Genomic DNA, 24,801 nt, shown 5'->3' on the forward strand with positions numbered 1-24,801 from the left:
TAATTAGTGAAAATATAAAATCCAAATAACAACCATAATTCAGCTGTTTTGTGGTGAAAAATTCCCATGTCAAAGTGCAAATCACTTATATGGGAAAAATAAATCCGATACGACCTTACCAGGAGAACAATATGAATCAACATAACGATTTCTCAGCGGACACGGATGTCGGAAACCGCCTCACAGAAAGGAATAATGAATACAACATCTATAACAATAATAAAGATAGCACTGTCGTCGCTAATGAAGCCGCCGCTGCCATGTTGCTGCAAAATAGCAACGTAATCGCCTGGGGATTGCCAAACTTTGGCGGCCAGGTTCCCCCGGAAATTGCCCAACTACAGGATATCGTCAGCCTGTGTGCAACAGGAAGCGCATTCGCCGCCTTACGGCTGGACGGCAGTGTGGTCGCTTGGGGCAACCCAAATGTTGGCGGCAATGTTCCGCCCAATATTGCCGAATTACGGGATATTGTCAGCCTAAGCTCAACAACCTACTCATTCGCCGCCCTACGGGCAGACCGTAGCGTCGTCGTTTGGGGAGATCCACGTTATGGGGGACAACTCCCACCAGAAATTGCTGGATTGCAGGATATTGTCAGCCTTCATCCAACAGTTAATGCTTTTCTGGCTCTACGGGCTGATCGCAGCGTCATCTCTTGGGGAAAACCCTGGGAGCCACCTCCTCCTGCAATTGCTCAACTACGTGACATCGTCGACTTGTCTATTACAACCGGAGGATTCACAGCCTTTTCTGCCTTGAGGGCAAACCGCAGTGTCGTCTCCTGGGGATACAATCTGAATGGCGGCAAACTTCCACCCGAAATTGCCCAATTACAAGACATCGTCAGCTTGAGTTCAACAGGATTCTCATTCGCCGCCCTGCGGGCAAACCGCAGTGTCGTCGCCTGGGGAGAGGCTAGTGGTAGCGGCACAGTTCCGCCAGAAATCGCTAAATTACAGGATATTGTCAGTCTAAGTGCAACAGGAGATACTTATGCAGCCTTGAGGTCAGATCGTAGCGTTGTCGCCTGGAGATTTCCTCTTAATGGCGGCCAAGTTCCGCCAGAAATTGCCAAGTTAAAAGATATCGTCAGCTTGCATCCAACGGCAAGCGCGTTCGCAGCCTTAAGAACAAACCGTAGTGTCGTCGCTTGGGGTAATGCGTATAGTGCCGGCCAGGTCCCACCCGAAATTGCCCAATTACAGGACATCACCAGCCTAAGTGCAACAAGCAGTTCATACGCAGCACTGCGTGCGAACCATAGCGTCGTCGCCTGGGGATGGAAGGAGGGTTATACAGGCAGCCCAGTCCCACCCGAAATTGCCCAATTGCGGGATATCGTCAGCTTGACTGGAACCGGAAATACATTCGCCGCCTGGCGGGCAGATGGTCGCAGAGTAGCCTGGGGAGGCTGGGAGAATAAACCACGAGGTGAATACAATTAATTGAAATTAAAAAAGGCTGAACTAAATACCTCGGTTCAGCCTATCGCTTATTAAGACGGCATATTAGTGTGCCTGATCCCAGTTGTCACCGATACCCACATCTACTTGCAAAGGAACATCAAGAACCACGCTCTTCTCCATCAATTCACGAATTTTCTGTTCTGTATTTTCAAGTTCTGATTCATGAACCTCAAATACCAGCTCATCATGAACCTGCATAATCATACGAACTTTCGGCGCTTCACTGATAATCCAGTCATCCACCGCAATCATTGCTTTTTTGATGATATCCGCCGCAGTTCCCTGCATTGGCGCGTTAATAGCTTCACGCTCTGCTGCCTTACGACGCGTACCATTGCGAGATTTGATATCTGGCAAATAAAGACGACGACCAGCTAGCGTTTCAACATAACCCTGTTCTTCCGCCTGTTCACGGGTACGCTCCATATACGCCAATACGCCAGGATAACGCTCAAAATAAAGATCCATATAGCGCTGAGCTTCTCCACGCGGAATACCTAACTGACGGGAAAGACCAAACGCACTCATACCGTAGATCAAACCAAAGTTAATTGCTTTAGCACTACGACGCTGTTCACTAGTTACCTGTTCCAACGGTACATCAAAGACTTCTGCCGCCGTTGCCCGATGAATATCTTGCCCTTCAGCAAAAGCCTTCAACAACCCTTGATCCTGAGATAAATGAGCCATAATCCGCAACTCAATCTGAGAATAGTCAGCGGCCATAATCCGATAACCTTCAGAAGCTATAAATGCCTGACGAATGCGGCGGCCCTCTTCATTACGGACAGGAATATTTTGCAAATTAGGATCACGTGAAGAGAGACGCCCTGTTGCTGTTACTGCCTGATGATAGGAAGTATGAACCCGTTTGGTCAGCGGATGGACCATCTGTGGTAATTTATCTGTGTAAGTGGATTTCAGTTTTGCCAACCCACGATGCTCTAAAATTACTTTCGGTAACTCATGGTGATCCACCAACTCTTCCAGCACTTCTTCATTAGTAGATGGTGCACCACCTGGCGTCTTCTTCACGACTGGCAGATTCAACTTTTCAAATAATATTGTCTGTAACTGTTTTGGCGAAGCCAGATTGAAAACCTCACCTGCCAATTCATGTGCTTCTTTTTCTAACTCATCCAAACGAACAGCGATCTCTTTTGAATGCTCAGCCAAAATATCTGAATTAATCAGTACGCCTGCACGTTCCATACGGGAAAGTACCATTATCAATGGCATTTCTGTTTCCAGGAACACTTTTTCCAATGCTGGAACTTTCTCCAATTGCGGCCAAATAACCTGATGCAGCTGCAAAGTGACATCTGCATCTTCTGCGGCATACATTGCAGCCTGTTCCACCGGAACCTGATTAAAAGTCAGCTGATTTTTACCTTTACCGGCAATTTCTTCAAACGTCGTGGTCTTATAATTCAGATGACGTTCAGCCAGACTATCCATATCATGCCGCCCCATACCTGCAACGCTGTTGAGCACATAAGATTCCAGCATAGTATCGTAAGCGATACCTTGCAGTTCAATGCCATAGCGAACCAGAACACCGCAATCAAACTTAATATTTTGTCCGATTTTCAACAGGTTGCTATCTTCAAGCAGAGGCTTTAATGCTGCCAGTACAGCATCTCTATCAAGCTGCTCTGGCGCACCCAGATAGTCATGTCCCAGAGGCAAATAAGCCGCGTCTCCGGCGGTTATCGCAAACGACATACCCACCAGATTAGCTGTCAAAGTATCAAGGCTGTCAGTTTCGGTATCAAAAGCAAAAACTGGCGCTCTTTTAAGTTTCTCAATCCACTCGTCAAAGCTTTTCTGATCAAGAATCGTTTGGTAGTTATCAGAAGGTAGCGTTGACGAAACAGATTCACTTTCAACCGAGGCTGAGTCATCACTGCCGGTCGATGCCAGCTTTTTATCCTTAGCAGCCAACCAATCGCCATTTGCCACGTCACTCAACCAACGTTTAAATTCATAACGTGAGAACAACTGATGTAGTTTCTCTGTATCCGGTTTTGCAACTGATAGCGCAACACAGGTTTTATCCAACTCAACGTCAGTTTTGATAGTTGCCAATTTATAAGAGAGATAAGCCACATCTTTATGCGGTTCTAGCTTATTCGCCAGCGTTTTTGCTCCCCGGAAACTTAGCCCCGCAATTTTATCCAAATTGGCAAAGATATCATCTATACCACCAATCCCTTGCAATAACCCTAGTGCAGTTTTCTCCCCTACACCAGGTACGCCAGGAATATTGTCTGAAGAATCCCCCATCAGCGCCAGAAAATCGATAATCAACTCTGGCGGAACACCATATTTTTCAACGACTTCTTCTGGTCCCAGAATAGTGTTATTCATGGTATTGATCAGTGTGATATTCGGCGTTACCAATTGCGCCATATCCTTATCACCAGTGCTGATAAGTACCGAACGCCCCTCTTTTTCCGCCTGTAACGCCAAAGTCCCAATAACGTCATCAGCTTCTACCCCCGGAACCACCAGCAATGGTAGCCCCATAGCTTCGACCAGCTGATGTAATGGTTCTATCTGCGCACGCAGATCATCTGGCATAGGAGGACGATGAGACTTATATTCAGCAAACAATTCATCACGGAAAGTTTTACCTTTGGCGTCGAATACCACCGCTACATGGCTCGGTTTATATTGCATGACCAGACTACGTAGCATATTCAATACGCCATACATAGCTCCGGTAGGTTCGCCTGTACTATTGGTTAGTGGAGGGAAAGCATGATACGCGCGATAAAGGTATGAGGAACCATCAACCAAAATCAGGGGATTGTCTGCTATCTGAGCCATAAGTCTTCTTCATTTACTGTTACGGGTATAAAGGAATAGGATGCCACAGCAAGGAGCAGGAAACGAATTTTGTATGAACTTTCTTTACTGAGAACAAATTCAGCTATTCACATCTTACTATAAATTCTGTGGATAACTTTGTGTATAAATATTATAGGTTTTATTTTAATATTGATCGTTGATAAAAAATACTTATCAACTACATGTAAAAATCAATAACTTATAACCTGAGTCATTAAATTGTCATATTACCTTATAGATCACAGGGTTGTGGATATAACCAGAGTTTGTCTTATAAAAAAGTCTTTCGAACCTGCATTGTGCCAAAGCTTCTCACTTTGGCACATACCCGTATTATTCTATTTCAGTCGTTAACATTATTTCTGATTTAACAAAAAGTTAACAACATCTGAATATGATTTCGCATAATTATCATCAGAAGTTGCATCGATACCGTTATTTCTCACCATATATTTGCCGTTAACAAACATTGCTGGTACACCCCGCAGCTGCAAATCTTGAGCGGCTTTTTGCTGCTTAACAACTAAAGATTTCACAACAAAACTGCTCATAGCAGCATCATAATCCTCAGCAGTTACCCCTGCTTTGATAAAAGCATTACGAATATCGTCCGAGGTTTTAATAGTCTGGGTTTTCTGAAGCCCCTCAAACAGTACCGGGGTCACTTTGTCTTCAACGCCCATTGCTATTGCAACAGCCCAAGCTGTCGTCAGTTCTTTACCCAATGGCCCTAAAAAATCCACGTGATAACGGACAAGTTTTGTCCCTGCCGGCAAATTCTGTTTCACAGTCTGAGGAACTTTGAAAGTCTCTTCAAATTGATAACAATGAGGACAATAGAAAGAAAAGAATTCCAACACCTGTGGTTGATCTGCCACCGGCGATTTTAGTTCAACAAACTCAGTCCCTTCAGTGAAATTAGCAGCAGAGGCACTAAATGCCATCACCATTCCTACTAAAACTAACCAAAACTTTTTCATAACTATCTCCATGATAAACATTAATACATTGGGCTAAGCTGCAAAGGTGGCTCCTGTAACAGCTTAATCTGTTCAGAAAAAAGTGACGTCTGTTTTAACCAAAAATCTGTGTCTGTCATCCAAGGAAATGCCTTAGGAAAAGCAGGGTCCTGCCAGCGACGAACAACCCATGCCAAATAATGGACCATTCGCATAGCCCGCAGTGGTTCTATTAATGACAACTCTTTCGGGTCAAAATTCGTAAACTCATTATAAGCTTCCAACAGAGTATCTAACTGTAATAGCTGTTCCTGACGAGAACCATGAAGTAACATCCATAAATCCTGAATTGCCGGGCCGTTACGCGCATCATCAAGATCAACAAACCAAGCTTCGTCACGCCACAGGATATTACCCGGATGGCAGTCACCATGAAGCCTCAATATTTGCCACTCCTCGCGCCAATTTGATTCCACGACATTTATCAGATCATCTAATATAGCTAAAAATTGTACTTTATGGGCCGAAGGAACCCATTCACATTCAGCCAAAAGCTGTCGTGGCCGATACAGATACTCATTTAACCCGATAGTTGGACGAGTTGTGAATTTTTGCTGGTAACCAATTTGATGAATTCTACCCAGTAAACGTCCTACATCTTCCAACTGAAAGAGATTATCAGATTCATATTGGCGGCCACCGATGCTTGGGAAAACAGCAAAAAAGAAATCCTTAAACGTCAGCACAGTTTGCTGATCAAATACCAGAGGTGCCGCAACAGGTAAATCAGCCTGTTGCAGAGCCAGGGAGAAATCATGTTCTTCCTGAATTTGCTGCCGATCCCAGCGCAATGGCCGATAAAATTTCACAACATAACGTTTACGCCTTTCATCTGTAAATTGATAAACACGGTTCTCATAACTGTTTAATTCTGTCAGCCCGGAATCTATATATAGCCCAGTCTGCATCAATGCATCCATAATCAAATCCGGTGTTAATTCCCGGAAATTAAAAGCCGCCTGATTCGTTAGCACACCCTACTCTCTTGATTAATCTGTAATAACCCCACGAACATGCAATAGCCAGTTTTAAAATCTACTTCATTATCTTTTTTTAGCACCGGAATTTATGCCATTGCCTCTAAGCCATGTACTTTCAAGTGATAAATCAAAAAACATCATCGGTCAAAGCTCATAGACTTCATTAAGCCGATGAGATTGCACATCAAATTTCCTATAAACAGAAACCTATACAAATTAGCAGGGATAGCTCCCCAGAGAAAGAATTGCTCTGTCAATAAGCGTAAAGGTCTCTCTCTTATCAGTCAGTTATACAGCAATACTTGCTTTAAAAACGCTAAGTTAAGCTCAGATAACCCATCCGAAAAAGGTTATATTGATGGAAACAGGCGCGTTATCGATAGAAACACTATGCAACCAAAAATAAGCGGTGTAATCCTCGCAGGCGGTCGAGCGACTCGTATGGGTGGGAATGATAAAGGGCTAACCCTTTTAAATGGGCTCCCCCTATATCAACATATTGCAAATAAGTTACGCCCACAGGTAGATGAATTAATTCTCAGTGCTAACCGGAATCTGGAAATTTACCGCCAAAGCCGTTATCAGGTTGTCACTGATTTAACACCTGATTTCTCTGGGCCATTAGCGGGAATGTTAGCAACGCTGAAATCGGCTAGTCACGATTGGGTGGTATTTGTTCCTTGTGATGTGCCGGATTTTCCGGCTAATTTAGTTGCCCACTTATGGCAAGGTAAGCAACAGGCGATGGCAGCCTACGCAGCAGATGATGGTAACCGTACTCACCCCACTCTAGCTTTACTACACCGCAGTTTAGTATCCCAATTAAGCAATTATCTGGCCGATGGTGATCGTAAGCTGATGCTGTTTATGCATAAAATTGGCGCAACAGCCGTTCAATTTGCTGATAATCCAATCGCTTTTACTAATCTGAACACCCCAGAAGAATGCCAAAACTGGGAGCATATACAGGAGATCAAAAAATGAGTACAAAGCCACCTCTTCCGTTACTTGGTATCACAGCATACAGTGGTACAGGAAAAACTACACTTCTCAAGAAAGTGATCCCGTTATTGCGCCAACGGCAAATCCGAGTCGGTCTGATAAAGCACACACACCATGATATGGATGTAGATAAACCGGGCAAAGACAGTTATGAACTGCGCAAAGCCGGCGCAAAACAAACTTTGGTCGCCTGTCAGCAACGTTGGGCATTAATGACAGAGACATCAGATTCACCGGCATTGGATCTGAGCTATCTTGCCAGCCGCTTCGACTCAGATTCTTTAGATCTGCTCTTAGTGGAAGGCTTCAAAGATGAGCCAATTAATAAGATCGCACTATACCGCCGTATTATTAACCGACCATTAAACGATCTTATTGATCAACATGTGATTGCTGTTGCCAGTGATGAAAAATTGGAGATAGCCCTGCCGCAGCTGAATATCAATCAACCTGAACAGGTCGCTGACTTTATTATGAATTGGCTGAATATCGAACATTAAATAGTTTCCGCCTATGATGCAGAACATAAGAGAACACTGGAACATTAGGTAAAAGACCAAGAAGAACCATTGCAAAATAATTATCCATTTATTTCACCTTCTCTGGATAGCCTGACCACTGTACCCGCCACTAGACGTCCTTGATGAAATGTTGCCTGACGGGCAGGCACACGCGCCACCGCTTCAGCAGAACAACTGGCTGCTACCAGAACAAATTCAGCCTTATCACCCACCTGTGGCCAAACACGCTGGCCCCGATCGTTAAGCGGTAACACACCACCAGTAGCAATAGCCATAGCACGAGAAAGATGATATTCGTCTGAACCACGGTACAACTGCGCGTACAAATTAGCCTTTTCTAACATGTCACCAGTGCCGAATGGAGACCAGTGATCGATCACGCTGTCAGTACCAGTCATGATAAACACCCCTTTGGTTCTGAGTTGCGGCAATGGCATCATCAAGCTGCCGATCGGCACTGTAGAAGCGATAGTAATTTGCTGCTCTGCCAGGCGAGAAGCAGTTTCTAGCAGCGCACCTGCATCCAGCGTGGTCAAAGCAAAGGCATGACTAATTGTCACCTTGCCACGCAAATTGGGCGTTTTTTCCACTGTATCAATCATGTAGTTCATAGCAGCAACACCGGCTGGGCTGCTCTCATGCAAATGAATGTCTACACCAGCATTATTGTCCAACGCGATCTGGAACATGGTATCTAGTGATTTCTCCATTGCAGCATCCACATTAGTCGGGTCCAACCCACCAACATATTGCACTCCCATTTGCATCGCCTCACGCATCAACCTTTCCACTTTAGAGTGCAATAAACCGTGCTGCGGGAAGGCAACTATCTCACAAGTGAAATCATCACGATGGTTCTCCAACGCATACTGCAAATGTTCTAGACTCTTCAGACCACTAACTGGATCGATATTACAATGGCTGCGCGCCACCGTACTACCCTTAGATTGTAGCAGAGCAATTAGTCCCTCCGCCCGCTGCTGAGAAGTAGGTAACAGCTTGGGAATCAAAGTCTCTTCCAGGGCAATCATATCCATGATAGTTTTCCTTTGGCGCGGTCGCGGTGCTTGCCACGGACCACCGTAGAAAGTCTTGTCCAAATGGATATGCATATCGCGAAAGGCGGGCAACAACAATTGCCCTTGCGCCTGATAGCACGGCAGGTTCATGTTAAACAACGTATCAGCAGCATGAATAGCCACTATCCGACCATCTTTGATTTCCAACGTATATAATGCGGTGCGAGTGCCAATTACTGTATCGTCGTCATACTCAAATCCCTCCTCCAACAACACATCACTCAAATAATAATGACGATCGGTAAGAAAGGTAGTTTGCACCTGCGATGTACCAGATAAAACAGTTGATGGCCTCGCTTGGGCGATCCCTCCGGTCAGAGAGATAACCGCGCAAGCAGTAGTGAGTTTGCCAGTTTGACCAAGAAAATCTCTGCGACTTTGATGTTTAAGTTTTTCCACATTCAATTCCTTACTTAAAAAATCGCCTCAAAAAATGCCAGGCAAATATGAATCTTGAAAGGATATTTTCGAGAATCTAAAACATATATAGATAATTTTCCAACATAACCTACTCTCACAATATTGCTGTGTAATGATTATGGAAAGCTTGATGAGTCATATGGATAAGGAAGCGTTTATTCTGGTTTTCCAGAAAATCAATAAAGAGGATAGGGTTTTTAACGGAGTTTTGCTGAGATTTTCCAAAGCTGTCCTAATGTAATTCGGCAAACATATTATTATTTTCGGCGGCTTGTAGCAGGAGTTAATAAAGCCTTCTGATGTTCACCGTAGTAGGCCAAATACGCCCTTGAACCTATAGTGCATTTGAACACGAATCCTTATGCTTATACCGCTAAAGGATTCACCGCACAAATTAACGGCGTATTCGCTCAAACTCTCCCTGGTTCAGTCCGGTAGTTTTCATTACTATTTTACGATCGATTCCGATGCTTAGCATTGCATGTGCAATTTTTAGAGCAGCCTCTTGAAATCCTTCTTTACGCCCTTCCTGACGCCCTTTCTGCTCCAGTTTCTGCGCTATCGTCATCAATTCCCCCTATATTTCAAGAACTACTTAACCAGTGACCCAATAAAGCCCCTGTATCGGAGGTATCTCCCGCTAATAAAAAGTAGTTTAATACGCTTTTCAACAGATTATCCGTATTGAATTAGTAATGTATTTGTTCAAGCTCTTTCCTACTCAGACCAGTGGTCTTCATCACGGTTTCGCGATCAATTCCGATGTTTAGCATTGCATGAGCGATCTTTAGAGTCGCTTCTTGACGTCCTTCTTGACGCCCTTCTTGACGCCCTTCTTGACGCCCTTTATGTTCCAGTTTTTGCGCTATCGTCATCAGCACCTCCTCATACTTCGGGGACTGTTCTGCCAGTCGCCGGATAAACCCCTCTGGATCGGCGGTATCTCCCGCCTGTAACAAGTAATTTAACACGCTTTTCAACTGCTCATCGGTATAGTAGTCATACGCTAGCAGCACAACCAGCTCTTGCAACCGCTCTGCCATATCACGCTGTCGGATATGCTTTTGTACCATCTCCAACAATGCAATCCGTTTGTGCGTCAAGATTTCATCGTCCGGGATCACCGTCACATCCACTAAGGGAAACATAGTGGAATAGACTTCCTTTGCCAAAGCCGGATCATTAAAGCAATCGAACCAGTTGGTACTCCATGGATACGGACGTGTTTTCCCATGATAGAACAAGATCGGGATAACCAATGGTAATTTTTCATGTCCCTGTTCCAGATGTCGCTGCATTGCTGAAATACTGTAGCGCATCAGCCGGAACGCCATCATCTTGTCTGGAGAACTCTGGTGTTCGATCACGCAATACACATAACCATCACCCTGCGCCGTTTTCAGCGAATACAGGATATCGGAATAATGCGCACGTAGATCATCCTCAATAAACGACTCTGGTTCCAACCGGAGTGTACCAAGATCACAAACTGCCCGTAATCCTACCGGCAAGTGTATCTCCAGAAAGTCCCTAGCGGTATCCACATGACTTAAAAATTTTTTAAAAACAGCATCATGTGGCGTTGGTGTATTTTTTCTCTTCATAGATGAAATGGTAGCATACTTTCTTTTATATTGAAGAAATATTAAGCAAAAAAGCAGCTCCCACGCTTATCCTTAAGAGAGATTGATAATCTAAAGGCCGGATGAACCGGCCTTTGAAAGTATTTTCCAGAGGAAAAAAAGGATAAAGGTAAGTTTTCGGCAACATCACCGCATCGTGACAAATTCTTCCGCCGCAGTTGGATGAATTGCCACAGTGTTGTCAAAGTCTTTCTTAGTTGCCCCCATCTTCAATGCAACAGCAAAACCTTGCAACATTTCATCCATCCCAAAACCGATACCGTGAATGCCAACAATCTTCTCCTCCGGCCCGACACACACTAATTTCATCCGGCATGGTTGGCGATGTTGAGTGACTGCGGTATACATCGCAGTGAAAGAAGATTGATATGTTTTCACCTGATCTTCACCGAACTGCTCTTTCGCCTGAGGTTCAGTTAACCCCACAGTCCCAACCGGTGGATGACTGAATACAACTGTTGGAATATTCGTGTAATCCAAATGCTCTTCCGGCTTATTATTAAACAAGCGTTCAGACAGACGCCGACCGGCTGCCACTGCAACAGGCGTTAATTCCACCACTCCCGTATTATCACCTACAGCATAAATGCCTGTCACATTGGTGTTTTGGTATTTATCAACCTTGATATAACCTTTTCCATTCAATTCAACACCAGTTACAGGCAGATTCAAATTATCCGTTGCTGGTTCACGGCCAATAGCCCAGATTAGGGTATCAACTGTCTGCTCTTTACCATTTTGTAGTTGCAAAGTCAGACTACCATCGGCATTTTTAATCACCGCTTTTGGTACAGATTCAGTATGTAAAGTAGGCCCTTCAGTATTGATAACTTCCAATAATGTTTCAACAACCATCGGGTCAAAAGAACGCAACGGTGCATGTTGACGTACAAACAAATGAGTTTCACTGCCAAGTGCATGCAATACGCCAGCAATTTCCACCGCAATATAACCGGCACCAACAACCGCAACCCGTTTTGGCATCTCTTTCAGCTCAAAGAAACCATCAGAATCAATACCATATTCAGCTCCTGGCACATCAGGACGTATAGGGCGACCACCTGTCGCAATCAAAATATGATCTGCGGTGATTTCTTCACCATTTACTTCGACAGTATGTGCATCAACAAAACGGGCAAAACCTTGGATCACATCAACTTTATTTTTATCCAAACCACGTTCATAAGATTGGTGGATACGATCAATATAAGCAGTACGACTGGCAATCAGAGCCTTCCAGTTAAAGCGGTTAACTGTAGTATCAAAGCCGTAATCTGGCCCGTACTGGTGGATAGACTCAGCAATTTGTGCCGCATGCCACATCACTTTCTTCGGCACACAACCCACATTGACGCAAGTTCCACCCAATGCCTTAGCTTCAATCAGGGCACATTTTTGTCCGTACATAGCCGCACGGTTAATTGATGCTATGCCGCCGCTACCGCCACCAATCGCTATATAGTCGTAATGTTTGCTCATCTGGATTGTTTCCATCTAATCAGTTTAGGAGAGTTAATATCCTAAGCCTATTATGGCAAAAAATATCAAATAGTTGTGATGGTTCTATCTCTCGTTGCCATTGTTAAAAGCTATTCTGGTGCAATCCATTTAACCATAGTGTGACCAATTCCTTCCGGCACCAGAACCCGATGTAACCACGGCAATACTGATTTCATCTGCTGTTCCAGCTTCCAGGGTGGATTAATCACTATCATACCAGAGGCAGTCATCCCCCGTTGATCGCTATCAGGCCGGACAGCCAGCTCGATTTGCAGAATACGGCGAATACCCGTTGCTTCTAGATCTTTAACCAAGCGTTTAATCTGCTGGCGTAATACCACCGGATACCACAACGCATAGACACCTGTTGCAAAACGTTTATAGCCTTCCTGAATTGCCTGTACAACCGCCTGATAATCAGATTTCAGTTCATAAGGTGGATCAATAAGAATAAATCCACGGCGGCTTTGAGGGGGCAACTGTGATTTTAATTGCTGATAACCATCTTCACGCACAACCCTAGAGCGGTTATCACGGGAAAATTCATTACGTAATAAAGGAAAGTCACTCGGATGCAGTTCAGTCAGATTGAGCTTATCACTCTGGCGTAACAAATGTCGGGCAATTAAAGGCGACCCCGGATAGTAACGTAAATTGCCACTCGGATTCAGTGCAGCCACTGCACTCATATAAACTTTCAATTCCTGCGGTAAATCTTCACGTTGCCAGACACGAGCAACCCCTTCCAGATACTCACCGGTACGTTCAGCATATTCACTGCTGAGTTGATAACGACCTGCGCCGGCATGAGTATCTAGATAGAGAAAAGGTTTTTCCTTTTCTTTAAGCGATTCAATGATCAAGCTTTGTACAGTGTGCTTCAGCACATCGGCATGATTACCGGCATGGAAGCTGTGACGATAACTAAGCATTAGGTTTAAGACCCCAGAGTAGAGATAGAGATTGCCTGCCAGATGAGTAACTGACAACTAAAAACCCATCTCAGTAGATGAGATAGATGGTAAGGCATCATTATAGCCCTATTAGTGATAAAAATGGCAAAACTCTGAATCCCGAAAACCAACCCCGTCATATTAGTAACAATTTAGGATAAGTGGAAAATTTTGTCAGGACAAAATATGACGTTCACGAAAATGATATTATCTTCCCTGCAATAATCATAAGCAATTCTTACCAATGATAAATAACCAAAGGTCGTGAGATCAAAAAACAGACATTGAGTAACAACTGGAATATGAAAATTTTCATAAGTGATACTTATCATGTTGTCAATTGGAACAAATACTGAAAAACGTTTACGCCTACTACGACAAAGAAAAATAGCCAAATAAAGAACAAAAAAGCGGTGGAGAGAAGAAAATATAACTAAGTATTAGCAAAAACATTAAATAATATCGTTAAATAATACCGTTAAATAAACATGTAAAAAAATAGAAAATAAAAACAGGAAAACAAAGAAACAAACTGAAAAAAATTGAAGATGGTTATTAGCAATCTTCAATTTCAATAAAGAAAAATTAAGATTTTCAGCCAATGGAGAAATACTCCATTGGCTTAATGATTATATTACCTATCAGGCAACAATAGGTGCGCGCCAGTCATCTGCACCAGAAGTACCCGCAGTTGTATGTTCCCAAGTAATCTTACGATAAGACAAAGAAACACGAACTAACTGAGTAAATTCAGATTTTGTTGGGTCCTGACAATGTGGCATTTTACAATCAATGTCGATAATAGTGGCATCTTCCAACTGAGTAGTGAAGAAATGCTCTTGTTTTCCTTCAACAGAAGTGCGGTACCATTTCAATTCCACTTTTGTCAACATTTCACCAGAAGCCAATGCATTATAAAGCAGTGGAACAGATTTATTTAATGCAACTGTGAAACGGAATGGTTTATGAGCACGCTGACCCGAAGGCTGACCAGATTGAGGATCAGTTGGTACAGTAACTACGTGGTCAAATTCCTGAACCAGCATTTCATCCTCGTGTCCCTGAACGAAAATATTACCCACTGATTCAGCAGTGAATGAGCCAGCAGTAATATTGCCCTGGGTTTTTCCAGTGATGGAAATATAACATGGAGTTGGCATGAAAATATCCTTTTAAGAGATTGTGTAAACATTAACGTAGCATTCATATTACTTTCAATAGTGATTATTTCATCTGGGAAAAAATCACTTATAAACACATTGAACGCTGAAATGAATAATAAATACCAATCAGCTCATTTCAAAATAAAATCTAAATTGCAAAATATCACACCTCTCACAAGCAAATAAAAATATTAAAATTAACACCATATAGACACAAAAAACCAAAAAATACAAAAAATTAAGAATAATCAACCAAATGGAATAATTTTACTTAGCGTCAAAATCACATATCCATATGAAATATAATAACTTTAATAAATCAAACTAAAGTTATTTTTTGGTCAATTATAAAATGATAAGTAGATCAAAAAAATCAACTTTATCACTTAGTTAATCACGGAAATAACATTTACAATGCGAAATTAATTCCAAGATGTAAATGAAAATACACTTAGAAACACTTTTTTACACAATGAAACAAAAAATCATTAAACTTTCATGAATACAAAGAAATAGATACTACTCTTACCTATATAGTGGGATTTAATAAATGTTCAAAAAAGGCACTAAAGCGTAAATTATTGCCAAATATAATAAAATTATCAAATGGCTGAATAAGAAGGTATATCTACATATGTTTTAGCTTTACAATAAAAAAACAAAATGCGAAACTCTGCTTTGCAGAGTGGTCTGTAATTGATGCTATTGCTAGATGAGTAAGAATATTCTGAATTCGTCTTTATCTATATGCTAATAAAAGTCGATTAACTATCCAATTCAATACAGCGAATCCCCCGTTATTTTATCTGCGGGAAATTTTATGTTCTCTGTCACATATAGGTAGGTATCAGGGGCAATTCTCTCATCAATATTGTTATCAAACAATTCCTAATTGCCTAATTGTATTACCCGAAGGATTTTAATATGAGTAAAAATAGCCCAGGTAGTGTAGCGCCAAAGGAAAGGATTAATATCAAGTATGTTCCTAATACCGGCGATCAAGTCGCAGAAATCGAATTACCACTTAATCTACTTATCGTCGGTGATCTGAAAGGAACAAAAGAGGACACACCAATTGAAGAGCGGCAAGCTGTTTCTGTTCACAAAAATAACTTTAATGCCGTGATGAATGAAGCAAATATCAACCTAACATTCAGTGTCCCCAATCGCCTCAACGATAATAATGGAGATGACCTGCCAGTTAACTTAGAAATAAAATCACTAAATGATTTTTCACCCGATAACGTAGCCAAGAAAGTTCCTGAATTAAATAAACTTTTAGAATTGCGTGAAGCTCTTGTCGCCCTAAAAGGGCCACTGGGCAATATTCCAGCATTCCGCACCCGTTTACAGGAATTACTGGGTGATGAAAAAGTGAGGGAACAACTTCTAAAAGAACTTGAAATTGTCAACCCAAAGTAATTGGCTAAAAAGGAGTTTTTAACATGTCTTTACATGAAGAGAGCAGTACAACATTAGCCCCAGGCTCCACTACCTCTTTGCTTGACGAAATCATGTCTCAGGCAAGAATGACGCCAGAAAATGACGGCTACCATATTGCAAAACAAGGTGTTGCCGCTTTTATTAGCAGCATTTTGGATACAGGCTCTAACGAGGAACCTATCAACAAGCTTGTGGTTGACAGAATGATTGTTGAGCTTGATAAAACGCTCAGCACTCAGGTCGATGAAATCATGCACGCTAAAGAATTCCAGGAACTGGAATCATCATGGCGTTCACTGAAGTTATTAGTTGATCGTACAGATTTCCGTGAAAACATTAAGATCAACATTATCCATGCCACCAAAGAAGAATTACTGGAAGATTTCGAGTTCTCACCAGAAATCATTCAATCAGGCTTATATAAACATGTTTACTCAACCGGTTATGGCCAGTTTGGTGGTGAACCTGTTGCCGCAGTCATTGGTAACTATGCCTTTAGTAATAGCTCACCGGATATCAAACTGATGCAATATGTCAGTGCGGTTGGAGCGATGGCTCACGCGCCATTCCTTTCTTCCGTTGCGCCTGATTTCTTTGGCATCAGCAGCTTTACAGAACTGCCCGCAATTAAAGATCTAAAATCCGTTTTCGAAGGTCCAGCACACACTAAATGGCGTGCACTACGCGAATCTGAAGATTCACGTTATCTCGGACTGACAACGCCACGTTTCCTGTTACGTCTGCCATATTCAACGGTGGAAAACCCAATTAAGAACTTTAACTATCAGGAAGACGTCAGCAAAGATCACGAACATTTCCTGTGGGGCAATACCGCTTATCTGCTGGCAACCTGCCTGACAGACAGCTTCGCCAAATATCGCTGGTGTCCGAACATTATCGGTCCACAAAGCGGTGGTACTGTTAGCGATCTACCGGTTCACCTGTTCGAAGCCATGGGGCAAATCCAAGCCAAGATCCCAACAGAAGTTTTAATTACTGATCGCCGTGAATTTGAATTGGCGGAAGAAGGTTTTATCACCCTGACGATGCGTAAAGGCAGTGACAATGCCGCATTCTTCTCTGCCAACTCAGTTCAGAAACCCAAAGTGTTCCCAAATACGCGCGAAGGGAAAATGGCGGAAACCAACTACAAATTGGGTACTCAACTGCCATATATGTTCATTATCAACCGCCTTGCACACTACATCAAAGTGTTACAGCGCGAGCAAATTGGTTCCTGGAAAGAGCGTCAGGATCTAGAGCGTGAGCTAAACACCTGGCTGAAACAATACATCGCTGATCAGGAAAATCCACCAACTGATGTCCGTAGCCGTCGTCCTCTGCGCTCCGCCCAAATTCAGGTTTTGGACGTGGAAGGAGATCCAGGTTGGTACCAAGTGGCAATGCAAGTTCGCCCTCATTTCAAATATATGGGTGCGAGCTTTGAGTTGTCATTGGTAGGACGATTGGATAAGGAATAATGAGTCATGGCTGCGCTGTACAGTTGGAATAGAGAGGGCTCTGCCAGCTTGTTTGAGCGTATTCAGGGGAAGAACTCCGGTTCTTCCCGCCAGTCCAGAATGCGTGAGCTACTTAACTCCGTAAAACGGCACCTGAATAATATTCTCAATACCCATCCAGGTGCTTGCCAGAGCGCGGTTGATCTCGGCGTTATTGATCTCAATGATGCCACAACCACTGCGACTGACTTTAAACAGAGTATTGAACAGGCAATAGAGCACTGCATCAGAAATTATGAACCAAGAATATCGTCAGTCTCTGTCAGCGCAATCCATGATGACAGTGACCCACTGCTGTTAAGTTTTCACATCAGTGCCCAGGTATCCCTGGATGATATTCATGACGTTGTTGAATTTAACATTCAACTGGATAACAACCGGCGTTATTGCCTAGAGCGGACTCAATAAATATGTCACTTGAAAAATACTTCAGAGAGGAATTGGATTACCTGAGACAACTGGGGCGTCAAGCCGCAATTGAACATCCTCATCTCGCTTCATTTCTATCTGAACAAGGCTCTGATCCGGATGTTGAACGTCTGTTGGAAGGTTTTGCATTCCTGGCCGGTAACTTACGAGCAAAAATTGATGATCAATTCCCTGAACTGACTCATGGCTTATTACACATGCTATGGCCGAATTATCTACGGCCAACCCCCAGCATGACCATTATCCAGTACACACCCGATGAAAGCGTTGTCACAAAAGCCACGCAGATTAAACGCGGAGTTCAAATCAAAAGCCATCTGCTGGCGGATGATGACGAAGATATTTACTCAACTAATACCGATCCTAACAAAGCAGAAAGAGACAATCGCTGTACTTTTACTTTATGCCGTGATGTCTGGCTGTTCCCAATGTCAATCCGGGACATTTCCGTTAATAACAGCAATGAACAAGGTGTTATCGGTTTAAATTTTACCTCAAAGACAGAACTCAACTTACAAGAATTACAACTTGATAAGCTACGTTTTTATCTGAGCGGTGACGATTACAGCAGTACACAACTCTATTTCTGGCTTAGTTACTACCTTGAAGACGCAAAACTCACCGTAGGCGATATCACCATTCCATTGCCGGATTTTGATTTCGTTCCAGTTGGCTTTAACCGGGAAGATGCCCTGCTGCCTTATCCCAAAAATTCCTATATGGGTTATCGCATCTTGCAGGAGTATTTCTGCTTTTCTGAAGGTTTCTTGTTTTTTGATGTCACTGGCTTCCCTAAATTACCGGCAAATCTTAAAGCCAAAGATTTCACGCTGAATCTCTATTTCTCAGAGGCACTCCCGCCGGAAGTTAAAATCCGTCAAGATAGTTTTCGACTACATTGTGTTCCAGCAATCAATCTTTTCACCATGGATAGCGAAGCTATTCGATTAGATAACAGCCAAGCTGAATACCCACTGAGGGCTAGCTATAGTCATCCTGATCGCTATGATATTTTCTCCGTTGATAAAGTAGAAAGCTGGCTACTTAATGCCGATGGTACACCCAACCGCGCCAGGGGTAGTGAACGGGTCTACGTTCCATTTGAAAGTTTTCATCACCAAATCGAACACGAAAGTGAACTCAATACCCGCTATTTCCGCATCAGGGTCAAAGAATCCCCTTTCCGCAAGGGGCTTGAGCACTACATCTCTTTTGTTCGTGGTGATGAATCTCAACTCCTGTTAAATAATGAAAATGTCTCTGTCAGGTTGACCTGTACCAACCGTGAACTGCCACTGCAACTACGAGTGGGTGACATTAATTTTCCGTCACTGGGCAGTCCGTCATTTGCAGCATTCCGCAATATCACCCGCCCATCTGTTCCACTTTATCCATTAATGAGCGGTAAATTTCACTGGTCTCTCATTTCCAATATGTCGCTGAATTATATGACATTGTTGGATAAGGACGCACTAAAGCAAGTACTGAGTACCTATGATCTGCCGAGTCGACATAACCGGCAGTCATCGCGGTCATCCCAAAAACGGCTGGATGCAATTGAACGAATTGAAACTCGACCAATAGACCGCCTGTTAAGAGGGCTTCCTGTGCGGGGGCTGGAATCAACATTGTATATCCAACAACAGGCTTTTAGCTCTGAGGGTGAGCTCTATCTGTTCAGCACCATACTGTCACGCTTCTTTGCATTATATGCCAGCATCAATTCCTTCCACATATTGAAGGTGATCAACTTAGATAATCAGGAATGTTATCAATGGCCGGAACAGATAGGTCAACATGCGTTGATGTAATAGGTAAAAACCCGCCAGAAAATCTGGCGCCGGATTTATCAAAATATAACTTTTACCAGTTGGTCGAGTTACTCAACCAATTGGCGGTAGCGTGGGAAAAAACAGGGCAGACCAATCGCCCTGACCGAGAATCAATCCTCTTCAAATCCAGTGCAAGCTTAGCTTTTCCAACCAGAGATGTTGTCTCTGTGAAACGTACCGAGCAAGGTCGTTTTCAGGTAGAGGTCTCCTTTCTTGGGCTACATGGCAGCCAGTCGCCTATGCCTGGTTATTACCTTGATTCGTTGGCATGGGAAGAGGCTCAAGACGAAAATCGGCTGACTAATTTTCTGAATATTTTCAATCATCGCTCAATCGTCATGCTTCATCAGATCTGGCGGAAATATCGCTATTACATCTGTTTTGACAAAAACGGAATGGATGATTTTTCTCAACGCATGTTCGCTTTAGTCGGACTTGGCAGCGATGTGAACCGCTCTCATCTGCAAATCAATCACAGCAAAATGCTGGCCTACGCAGGTCTGTTAGCCAGCCCTGGCCGATCGCCGGAAGTGATATCCAGTCTGGTTTCACATTGCTTTGATCTATCGGATGTCACGGTACATGGCTGGCAAATTAGAAAAACCACCATCGAGACATCACAGCAAAACCGCCTGGGTGGACTATTGAAAATAAGGGGCCAGAAAAAAGGGATTGAACAATCCGTACTGGGCAGAAACTTCTTTCTCGGTTCTTGGGTGAAAGGTTGCAACGGTAAGTTTCTGCTATGCATCAATAATCTCTCCCGAGAACACTTCCTGTCATTTCTCCCGGACGGCAAAAATTTCCTACCACTAGTGATGTTTATTTGTTTTGTCCTGCGTGATCAATTGGCCTGGGATCTACGTCTTGGACTAGCCGAAAACCAGGCAGATGGCATGGTACTTGGCACGAAACAAAACAACAGCTTGGGGTGGACCAGCTTTCTCGGCAAACCAGAGAAGAAACCCTTTATCACTATTTCAGTTGGCAGATAAAGCATTATGGAAAAACAACAACCAACCCTTTCATTAAGAGTGCTCAACAGCGATCAACTGGAAAGCGGTAAATCTGCCAGTTGCTTGTTCTCCATTCAAGGTGGCACAGTCGGTAGTAGCGAAAGCCATCTCTGGTCCGTTCAGGATCAACAGGGCAATATCAATCCGTCACAATTTACTATTCAGTGGCGTGATGGTGCATTCTGCCTGCACATGATCGCCGGCCCCCTATTTGTGAATAAATCACCACTAACTCCGGGGGCCGGCCTGATCCGACTGCAACAAGCGGATGAAATTACCATCGGTAAGCTAGTGATCAAAAGCCATATCAGTTTTTCCGACGCAGATCGGACTGATCCAATGATGGTATCACCGGAATCATTGGTCTCCAGCTATAGCAATCCACTGGACGCCATGATGGAAAAATCACCCGTTCAGGATAGCGCTTTCACAGAACATCATTCTCCGGCACCAACAATAAACCATGATTTCAGTCACGACCCACTGAAGGTCCTCGACAGCGAAACACTAACCACACAGAACCAAACATCAGTAACTAACGAGGTAGACCAAAGCCTGCAACAAGGCCATTACCGCACACCATTATTTTTCTCTCCCCTCTCAGATAACAGAGGCAATGCTATGGATCGGGATTTTGTTGATTTACCGAGTATCTCTTCACCTTTAAGTGAACAATATCAAGATATGGAACAACAGCACGTTGCTATCACACCACTGATGCGAGGGCTAAACACACAATTACCTTTGCATAATAGCCAGCAAGCCAACGACTTCCTGGAAGAAATGGGTAAAACCATGAAAGCAGCAATTGAAGGTTTACTGGCATTACAGCGTACACAGCATGGTCTGCGTGATAAACAACTGCGCCCTATCGAAGATAATCCGCTACGGCTAAATATGGATTACAACACCACCATGCAAGTGATGTTCGCTGATCAGAAAAGCCCGGTACATCTTTCAGCGCCATCAGCCGTCGCTGAAAGCTTACAGAACCTGCAATTACACTATCAGGCTAACCGGATTGCGATTACTGCCGCATTGAACACTATGCTGGATGCTTTCTCACCAGAGCACCTACTTAGCCGTTTTGCCCAGTACCGCCGCAGTAATGAGACCCAGGAAAAAGATTCCACCTGGGCATGGGAAATGTACACCAGTTACTACCGTGAATTGGCTTCCAGCCGTCAACAGGGATTCGAAAAGCTGTTTAGTGAAGTTTACGAACAAGCTTATGACCGCGCTCTACGCCAAGGTTTAGAGGATAGCCAGTAATGAAGCGCTCCGGTAATACCTCATGGTCTGGCATATGGCTTGTATTGCTGGCAGCGCTCGTGTTAAGCGGTTGCAGCGGTGCATGGCAGGCAACGAAGAAAGTCGGACAGGTTGTCTGGGACCCATCAACTCCTGTCGGTCAACCGGCGGATTTACCTTCCACTGCTGCGATCACTTTGCTGGCAGAGCCTGACATCAACCCCAATAAAAATGGAGAAGCCACTCCGGTTGAAATACACCTGATTTATCTCAGTGAAGATTCCCGTCTGCTTGCCGCCGATTATGACCAGCTTAAAAGTGACGAATTAGATAAAGCGCTGGGGAAAAATTACATCGACCATCAGGATTACACCTTATTGCCGGGGCAATACAAACCACTACCCGTCATCCCGCTGGAAAAAAAGAGCCGTTACATCGGCGTCATCGTTCGTTATGCCGATATCAATCAATCTGAATGGAAAAAAGTCATCCGAGTGAAAGACACGGGGCAGCAATACAACATTCTGGTGCACATCAGAGCGAACGAAGTTGAACTTAGAAAAGAGGAACAATAATTATGCCAGGTAAAAATCGGGTGATTTGGCGTGAAGGATTATTCATCAAGCCACAACATTTCCAACAACAACAAAAACATAATGACTATTTAGCTCACAACCGCCTGACGTCCCTCACCAGTTATGGTTATGGCTTCAGTTCTCTGACTATTGACAAGGATCTCCTCGCACTGGGACGCATCGGTATCATCGAAGCCAGCGGTATCATGCCAGATGGTACCGTGTTCTCTGTTCCATATCAGGATGCCATTCCCCAGCCTCTTGATGTCGTGAATCTCCACGAAAACAATAGCAAAGATATCTATCTGGCACTGCCAATAGCCAGCGATACCCTCAATGAAATTTCCCACCCAGAATCCAATAATGCTGGGGCGATGCGCTACCGCGAACATGTCAATGATATCCGTGACCTACACACGGATGGCGGTGATGTCAGCCAGATTATGCTGGCACAACTGACACCGATTTTGAAGCAAGGTTCAGAAGATCTCAGCGCTTTTACCGTACTTCCTCTATGCCAGATAATCGAAAAGCTTCCGACGGGAACCATTATCTTGAATGAAGATTTCGTGCCAACCTGTACGTCTATCAATGTTTCCTCCAAACTGAAAAGTTATATGGATGAAGTGGATAGGGCACTGATAGAACGGGCCAGATCACTCGCTAACCGGATCGGTTCTCCCGGTCAGCAAGGGGTAGCAGATGTTGCTGAATTTATGATGCTCCAGTTAGTTAACCGGATTCAGCCATGGTTTACCCACTACGCCAGACAAACCATTCTGCATCCCGAACACTTCTTCACCCAGTTGATCCAAACCTGTGGTGAACTGAGAACATTCACACATGAATCCCGTCAGGTGGGAGATATACCGGAATATAATCACGACAGCCTGACTGATACATTCCATCAAGTCATGCGTTCCATGCGTGAAGCAATGGGTGTTGTCCTGACCCCACGTGCGATCCCAATTAAGCTACAGACTCAGTCAAATGGCATCCGAGTAGCAAATATCCATGACCGAGATGTATTGACCAAAGCAGATTTCATTCTAGCCATCCGCGCAGAAGTCCCACAGGAGCAATTACTCCGCCAGTTCGTTAAGCAGACCAAAATCGCATCTCAGGAAAGAATCCGCGAAATGGTCAGCGTTCAGTTGCCTGGCGTAGGACTGATTCCGCTTCCTGCCGCTCCGCGCCAATTGCCTTATCACGCCGGCTACACCTATTTCCGTTTTGATCAACAAGGTGCGGCATGGCAAGACATTCTCAAAGGCACCTCCATTGCCTTCCATGTTTCAGGTGATTTCCCCGGATTAGACCTGCAATTCTGGGCAGTCAGAAATGGGAGTGACTAATGAAGAACGAAGCTATCAACGACAACGCCATTCTGATGCAAGTAGAAACTGATACGACTTTGCACCGTCAGTATCAGTTACCGTTGCGCGGAGAAAGCCTAAACCCGATGATTGATGCCGCAACACCGCTGCTCGGTATGGTCATGCGTCTAAAAGACATGGGTGATGAGGCGCTACCGGACCAGCTTTATCAGCAAGTCGTCACTGATATCCAGGCAATCGAACAATTTTTACAAACCAAAGGTTATGAACCGGGCGCAATTGTCTCTTTTCGCTACATGCTCTGTACTTTCATTGATGAAACTGCACTGGGTCATGGCTGGAACAGCCAGAACGGTTGGTTGCAACAATCTCTACTGGTGCAATTCCACAATGAAACCTGGGGTGGTGAAAAAGTCTTTGTGCTGCTGGAGCGTTTGATGGGTGAACCTCAACGTTATCAGCATCTGCTGGAATTTATCTATCTCTGCTTCTGCCTCGGCTACCGTGGTCGCTACAAAGTGAGTTCGCAGAAAGGGGATGATTTTGAACGTTTATTCCGCCGGATACATCAACAGTTACACGCGCTGCGGGGCGAAGCACCACCAACCATTCTGCACAGTAATGCCAACGAGCAGGACAGCCGCTACCGTTTGGGTAAGCGACTGACTATCAAACACCTCTTCTGGAGCGGTATTGGTCTGCTCGCCGTGGTTTATGGCTTTTATGCTGTCCGGCTGCACAACCAAACCCAGAACATATTACAACAGCTAAATAATTTACTGAGTTAGGAAAGAAC

21 protein-coding genes are annotated in these 24,801 nt (G+C 43.9%); 12 read left to right on the forward strand and 9 right to left on the reverse strand.

The features are described 5' to 3' along the window. Positions 1–131 precede the first annotated feature (131 nt). Entirely contained in the window at positions 132–1,448 is a 1,317-nt protein-coding gene (locus BDD30_RS20240; protein ID WP_041381478.1) for an RCC1 domain-containing protein, read from the forward strand. A 63-nt stretch (positions 1,449–1,511) separates the two neighbouring features. Here BDD30_RS20240 and polA read toward each other — a convergent pair whose 3' ends face one another. From polA to BDD30_RS20255, 3 genes are all read right to left on the reverse strand, one after another. After that, on the reverse strand, positions 1,512–4,301 hold the full coding sequence (polA, locus tag BDD30_RS20245; protein WP_012776492.1) for a DNA polymerase I: 2,790 nt from the start codon (positions 4,299–4,301) through the stop codon (positions 1,512–1,514). Positions 4,302–4,678: 377 nt separating this feature from the next. Next, on the reverse strand, positions 4,679–5,302 hold the full coding sequence (gene dsbA / locus BDD30_RS20250) for a thiol:disulfide interchange protein DsbA (RefSeq protein WP_041382651.1): 624 nt from the start codon (positions 5,300–5,302) through the stop codon (positions 4,679–4,681). Between the two features lie 20 nt (positions 5,303–5,322). Further along, the gene (locus BDD30_RS20255; protein WP_012776490.1) at positions 5,323–6,315 is read right to left on the reverse strand and encodes a serine/threonine protein kinase; all 993 of its coding nucleotides are present in this window, start codon (positions 6,313–6,315) and stop codon (positions 5,323–5,325) included. Between the two features lie 396 nt (positions 6,316–6,711). Between BDD30_RS20255 and mobA the strand changes: the two genes are divergently transcribed. Continuing rightward, positions 6,712–7,305 (forward strand): molybdenum cofactor guanylyltransferase MobA, encoded by a 594-nt coding sequence (mobA, locus tag BDD30_RS20260; RefSeq protein ID WP_041381477.1) that lies wholly within the window; start codon positions 6,712–6,714, stop codon positions 7,303–7,305. Then, positions 7,302–7,823, forward strand: a complete 522-nt coding sequence (mobB, locus tag BDD30_RS20265) for a molybdopterin-guanine dinucleotide biosynthesis protein MobB (protein ID WP_012776488.1) — start codon at positions 7,302–7,304, stop codon at positions 7,821–7,823. Before mobA ends, mobB begins: the two co-directional genes overlap by 4 nt. Positions 7,824–7,903: 80 nt before the next feature. Here mobB and BDD30_RS20270 read toward each other — a convergent pair whose 3' ends face one another. The 6 genes from BDD30_RS20270 to BDD30_RS20295 all read right to left on the reverse strand — a co-directional run bounded on the left by BDD30_RS20270 (position 7,904) and on the right by BDD30_RS20295 (position 14,599). Next, positions 7,904–9,322 carry an amidohydrolase family protein gene (locus tag BDD30_RS20270; protein ID WP_012776487.1) on the reverse strand — a complete coding sequence of 473 codons (1,419 nt, stop codon included), beginning with the start codon at positions 9,320–9,322 and terminating at the stop codon, positions 7,904–7,906. 415 nt (positions 9,323–9,737) lie between these two features. Then, entirely contained in the window at positions 9,738–9,911 is a 174-nt protein-coding gene (locus BDD30_RS20275; RefSeq protein ID WP_387795422.1) for a hypothetical protein, read from the reverse strand. A gap of 121 nt (positions 9,912–10,032) precedes the next feature. Beyond that, positions 10,033–10,947 carry an Rpn family recombination-promoting nuclease/putative transposase gene (locus BDD30_RS20280; protein ID WP_012776485.1) on the reverse strand — a complete coding sequence of 305 codons (915 nt, stop codon included), beginning with the start codon at positions 10,945–10,947 and terminating at the stop codon, positions 10,033–10,035. A 165-nt stretch (positions 10,948–11,112) separates the two neighbouring features. Then, positions 11,113–12,465: a glutathione-disulfide reductase gene (gorA, locus tag BDD30_RS20285; protein ID WP_121302794.1), complete on the reverse strand. Its 1,353-nt coding sequence runs from the start codon at positions 12,463–12,465 to the stop codon at positions 11,113–11,115. 110 nt (positions 12,466–12,575) lie between these two features. After that, entirely contained in the window at positions 12,576–13,418 is an 843-nt protein-coding gene (locus tag BDD30_RS20290) for a 23S rRNA (adenine(2030)-N(6))-methyltransferase RlmJ (RefSeq protein ID WP_012776483.1), read from the reverse strand. A 662-nt stretch (positions 13,419–14,080) separates the two neighbouring features. Then, positions 14,081–14,599 (reverse strand): Hcp family type VI secretion system effector, encoded by a 519-nt coding sequence (locus BDD30_RS20295; RefSeq protein ID WP_012776482.1) that lies wholly within the window; start codon positions 14,597–14,599, stop codon positions 14,081–14,083. Between the two features lie 927 nt (positions 14,600–15,526). Between BDD30_RS20295 and tssB the strand changes: the two genes are divergently transcribed. The 9 genes from tssB to icmH are packed head-to-tail and all read left to right on the forward strand — an operon-like array spanning position 15,527 to position 24,793. Further along, positions 15,527–16,024 carry a type VI secretion system contractile sheath small subunit gene (gene tssB, locus BDD30_RS20300; RefSeq protein ID WP_012776481.1) on the forward strand — a complete coding sequence of 166 codons (498 nt, stop codon included), beginning with the start codon at positions 15,527–15,529 and terminating at the stop codon, positions 16,022–16,024. 23 nt (positions 16,025–16,047) lie between these two features. Beyond that, positions 16,048–17,526 (forward strand): type VI secretion system contractile sheath large subunit, encoded by a 1,479-nt coding sequence (gene tssC / locus BDD30_RS20305; protein WP_012776480.1) that lies wholly within the window; start codon positions 16,048–16,050, stop codon positions 17,524–17,526. A gap of 6 nt (positions 17,527–17,532) precedes the next feature. Further along, positions 17,533–17,973 (forward strand): type VI secretion system baseplate subunit TssE, encoded by a 441-nt coding sequence (gene tssE, locus BDD30_RS20310; protein WP_012776479.1) that lies wholly within the window; start codon positions 17,533–17,535, stop codon positions 17,971–17,973. Between the two features lie 2 nt (positions 17,974–17,975). Further along, the gene (gene tssF, locus BDD30_RS20315) at positions 17,976–19,805 is read left to right on the forward strand and encodes a type VI secretion system baseplate subunit TssF (protein ID WP_012776478.1); all 1,830 of its coding nucleotides are present in this window, start codon (positions 17,976–17,978) and stop codon (positions 19,803–19,805) included. Then, on the forward strand, positions 19,769–20,821 hold the full coding sequence (gene tssG / locus BDD30_RS20320) for a type VI secretion system baseplate subunit TssG (RefSeq protein ID WP_041381476.1): 1,053 nt from the start codon (positions 19,769–19,771) through the stop codon (positions 20,819–20,821). Before tssF ends, tssG begins: the two co-directional genes overlap by 37 nt. 6 nt (positions 20,822–20,827) lie before the next feature. Beyond that, the gene (gene tagH / locus BDD30_RS20325) at positions 20,828–22,114 is read left to right on the forward strand and encodes a type VI secretion system-associated FHA domain protein TagH (RefSeq protein WP_012776476.1); all 1,287 of its coding nucleotides are present in this window, start codon (positions 20,828–20,830) and stop codon (positions 22,112–22,114) included. Then, on the forward strand, positions 22,114–22,668 hold the full coding sequence (gene tssJ, locus BDD30_RS20330) for a type VI secretion system lipoprotein TssJ (RefSeq protein WP_012776475.1): 555 nt from the start codon (positions 22,114–22,116) through the stop codon (positions 22,666–22,668). Before tagH ends, tssJ begins: the two co-directional genes overlap by 1 nt. 2 nt (positions 22,669–22,670) lie before the next feature. Next, positions 22,671–24,023 (forward strand): type VI secretion system baseplate subunit TssK, encoded by a 1,353-nt coding sequence (gene tssK, locus BDD30_RS20335; RefSeq protein ID WP_012776474.1) that lies wholly within the window; start codon positions 22,671–22,673, stop codon positions 24,021–24,023. Next, the gene (gene icmH / locus BDD30_RS20340) at positions 24,023–24,793 is read left to right on the forward strand and encodes a type IVB secretion system protein IcmH/DotU (protein ID WP_012776473.1); all 771 of its coding nucleotides are present in this window, start codon (positions 24,023–24,025) and stop codon (positions 24,791–24,793) included. The genes tssK and icmH overlap by 1 nt, the downstream gene beginning before the upstream one ends. Positions 24,794–24,801: the final 8 nt, after the last annotated feature.

It is taken from the genome of Photorhabdus asymbiotica, from assembly GCF_003634575.1.
GTDB classification, from domain to species: Bacteria; Pseudomonadota; Gammaproteobacteria; order Enterobacterales; family Enterobacteriaceae; genus Photorhabdus; species Photorhabdus asymbiotica.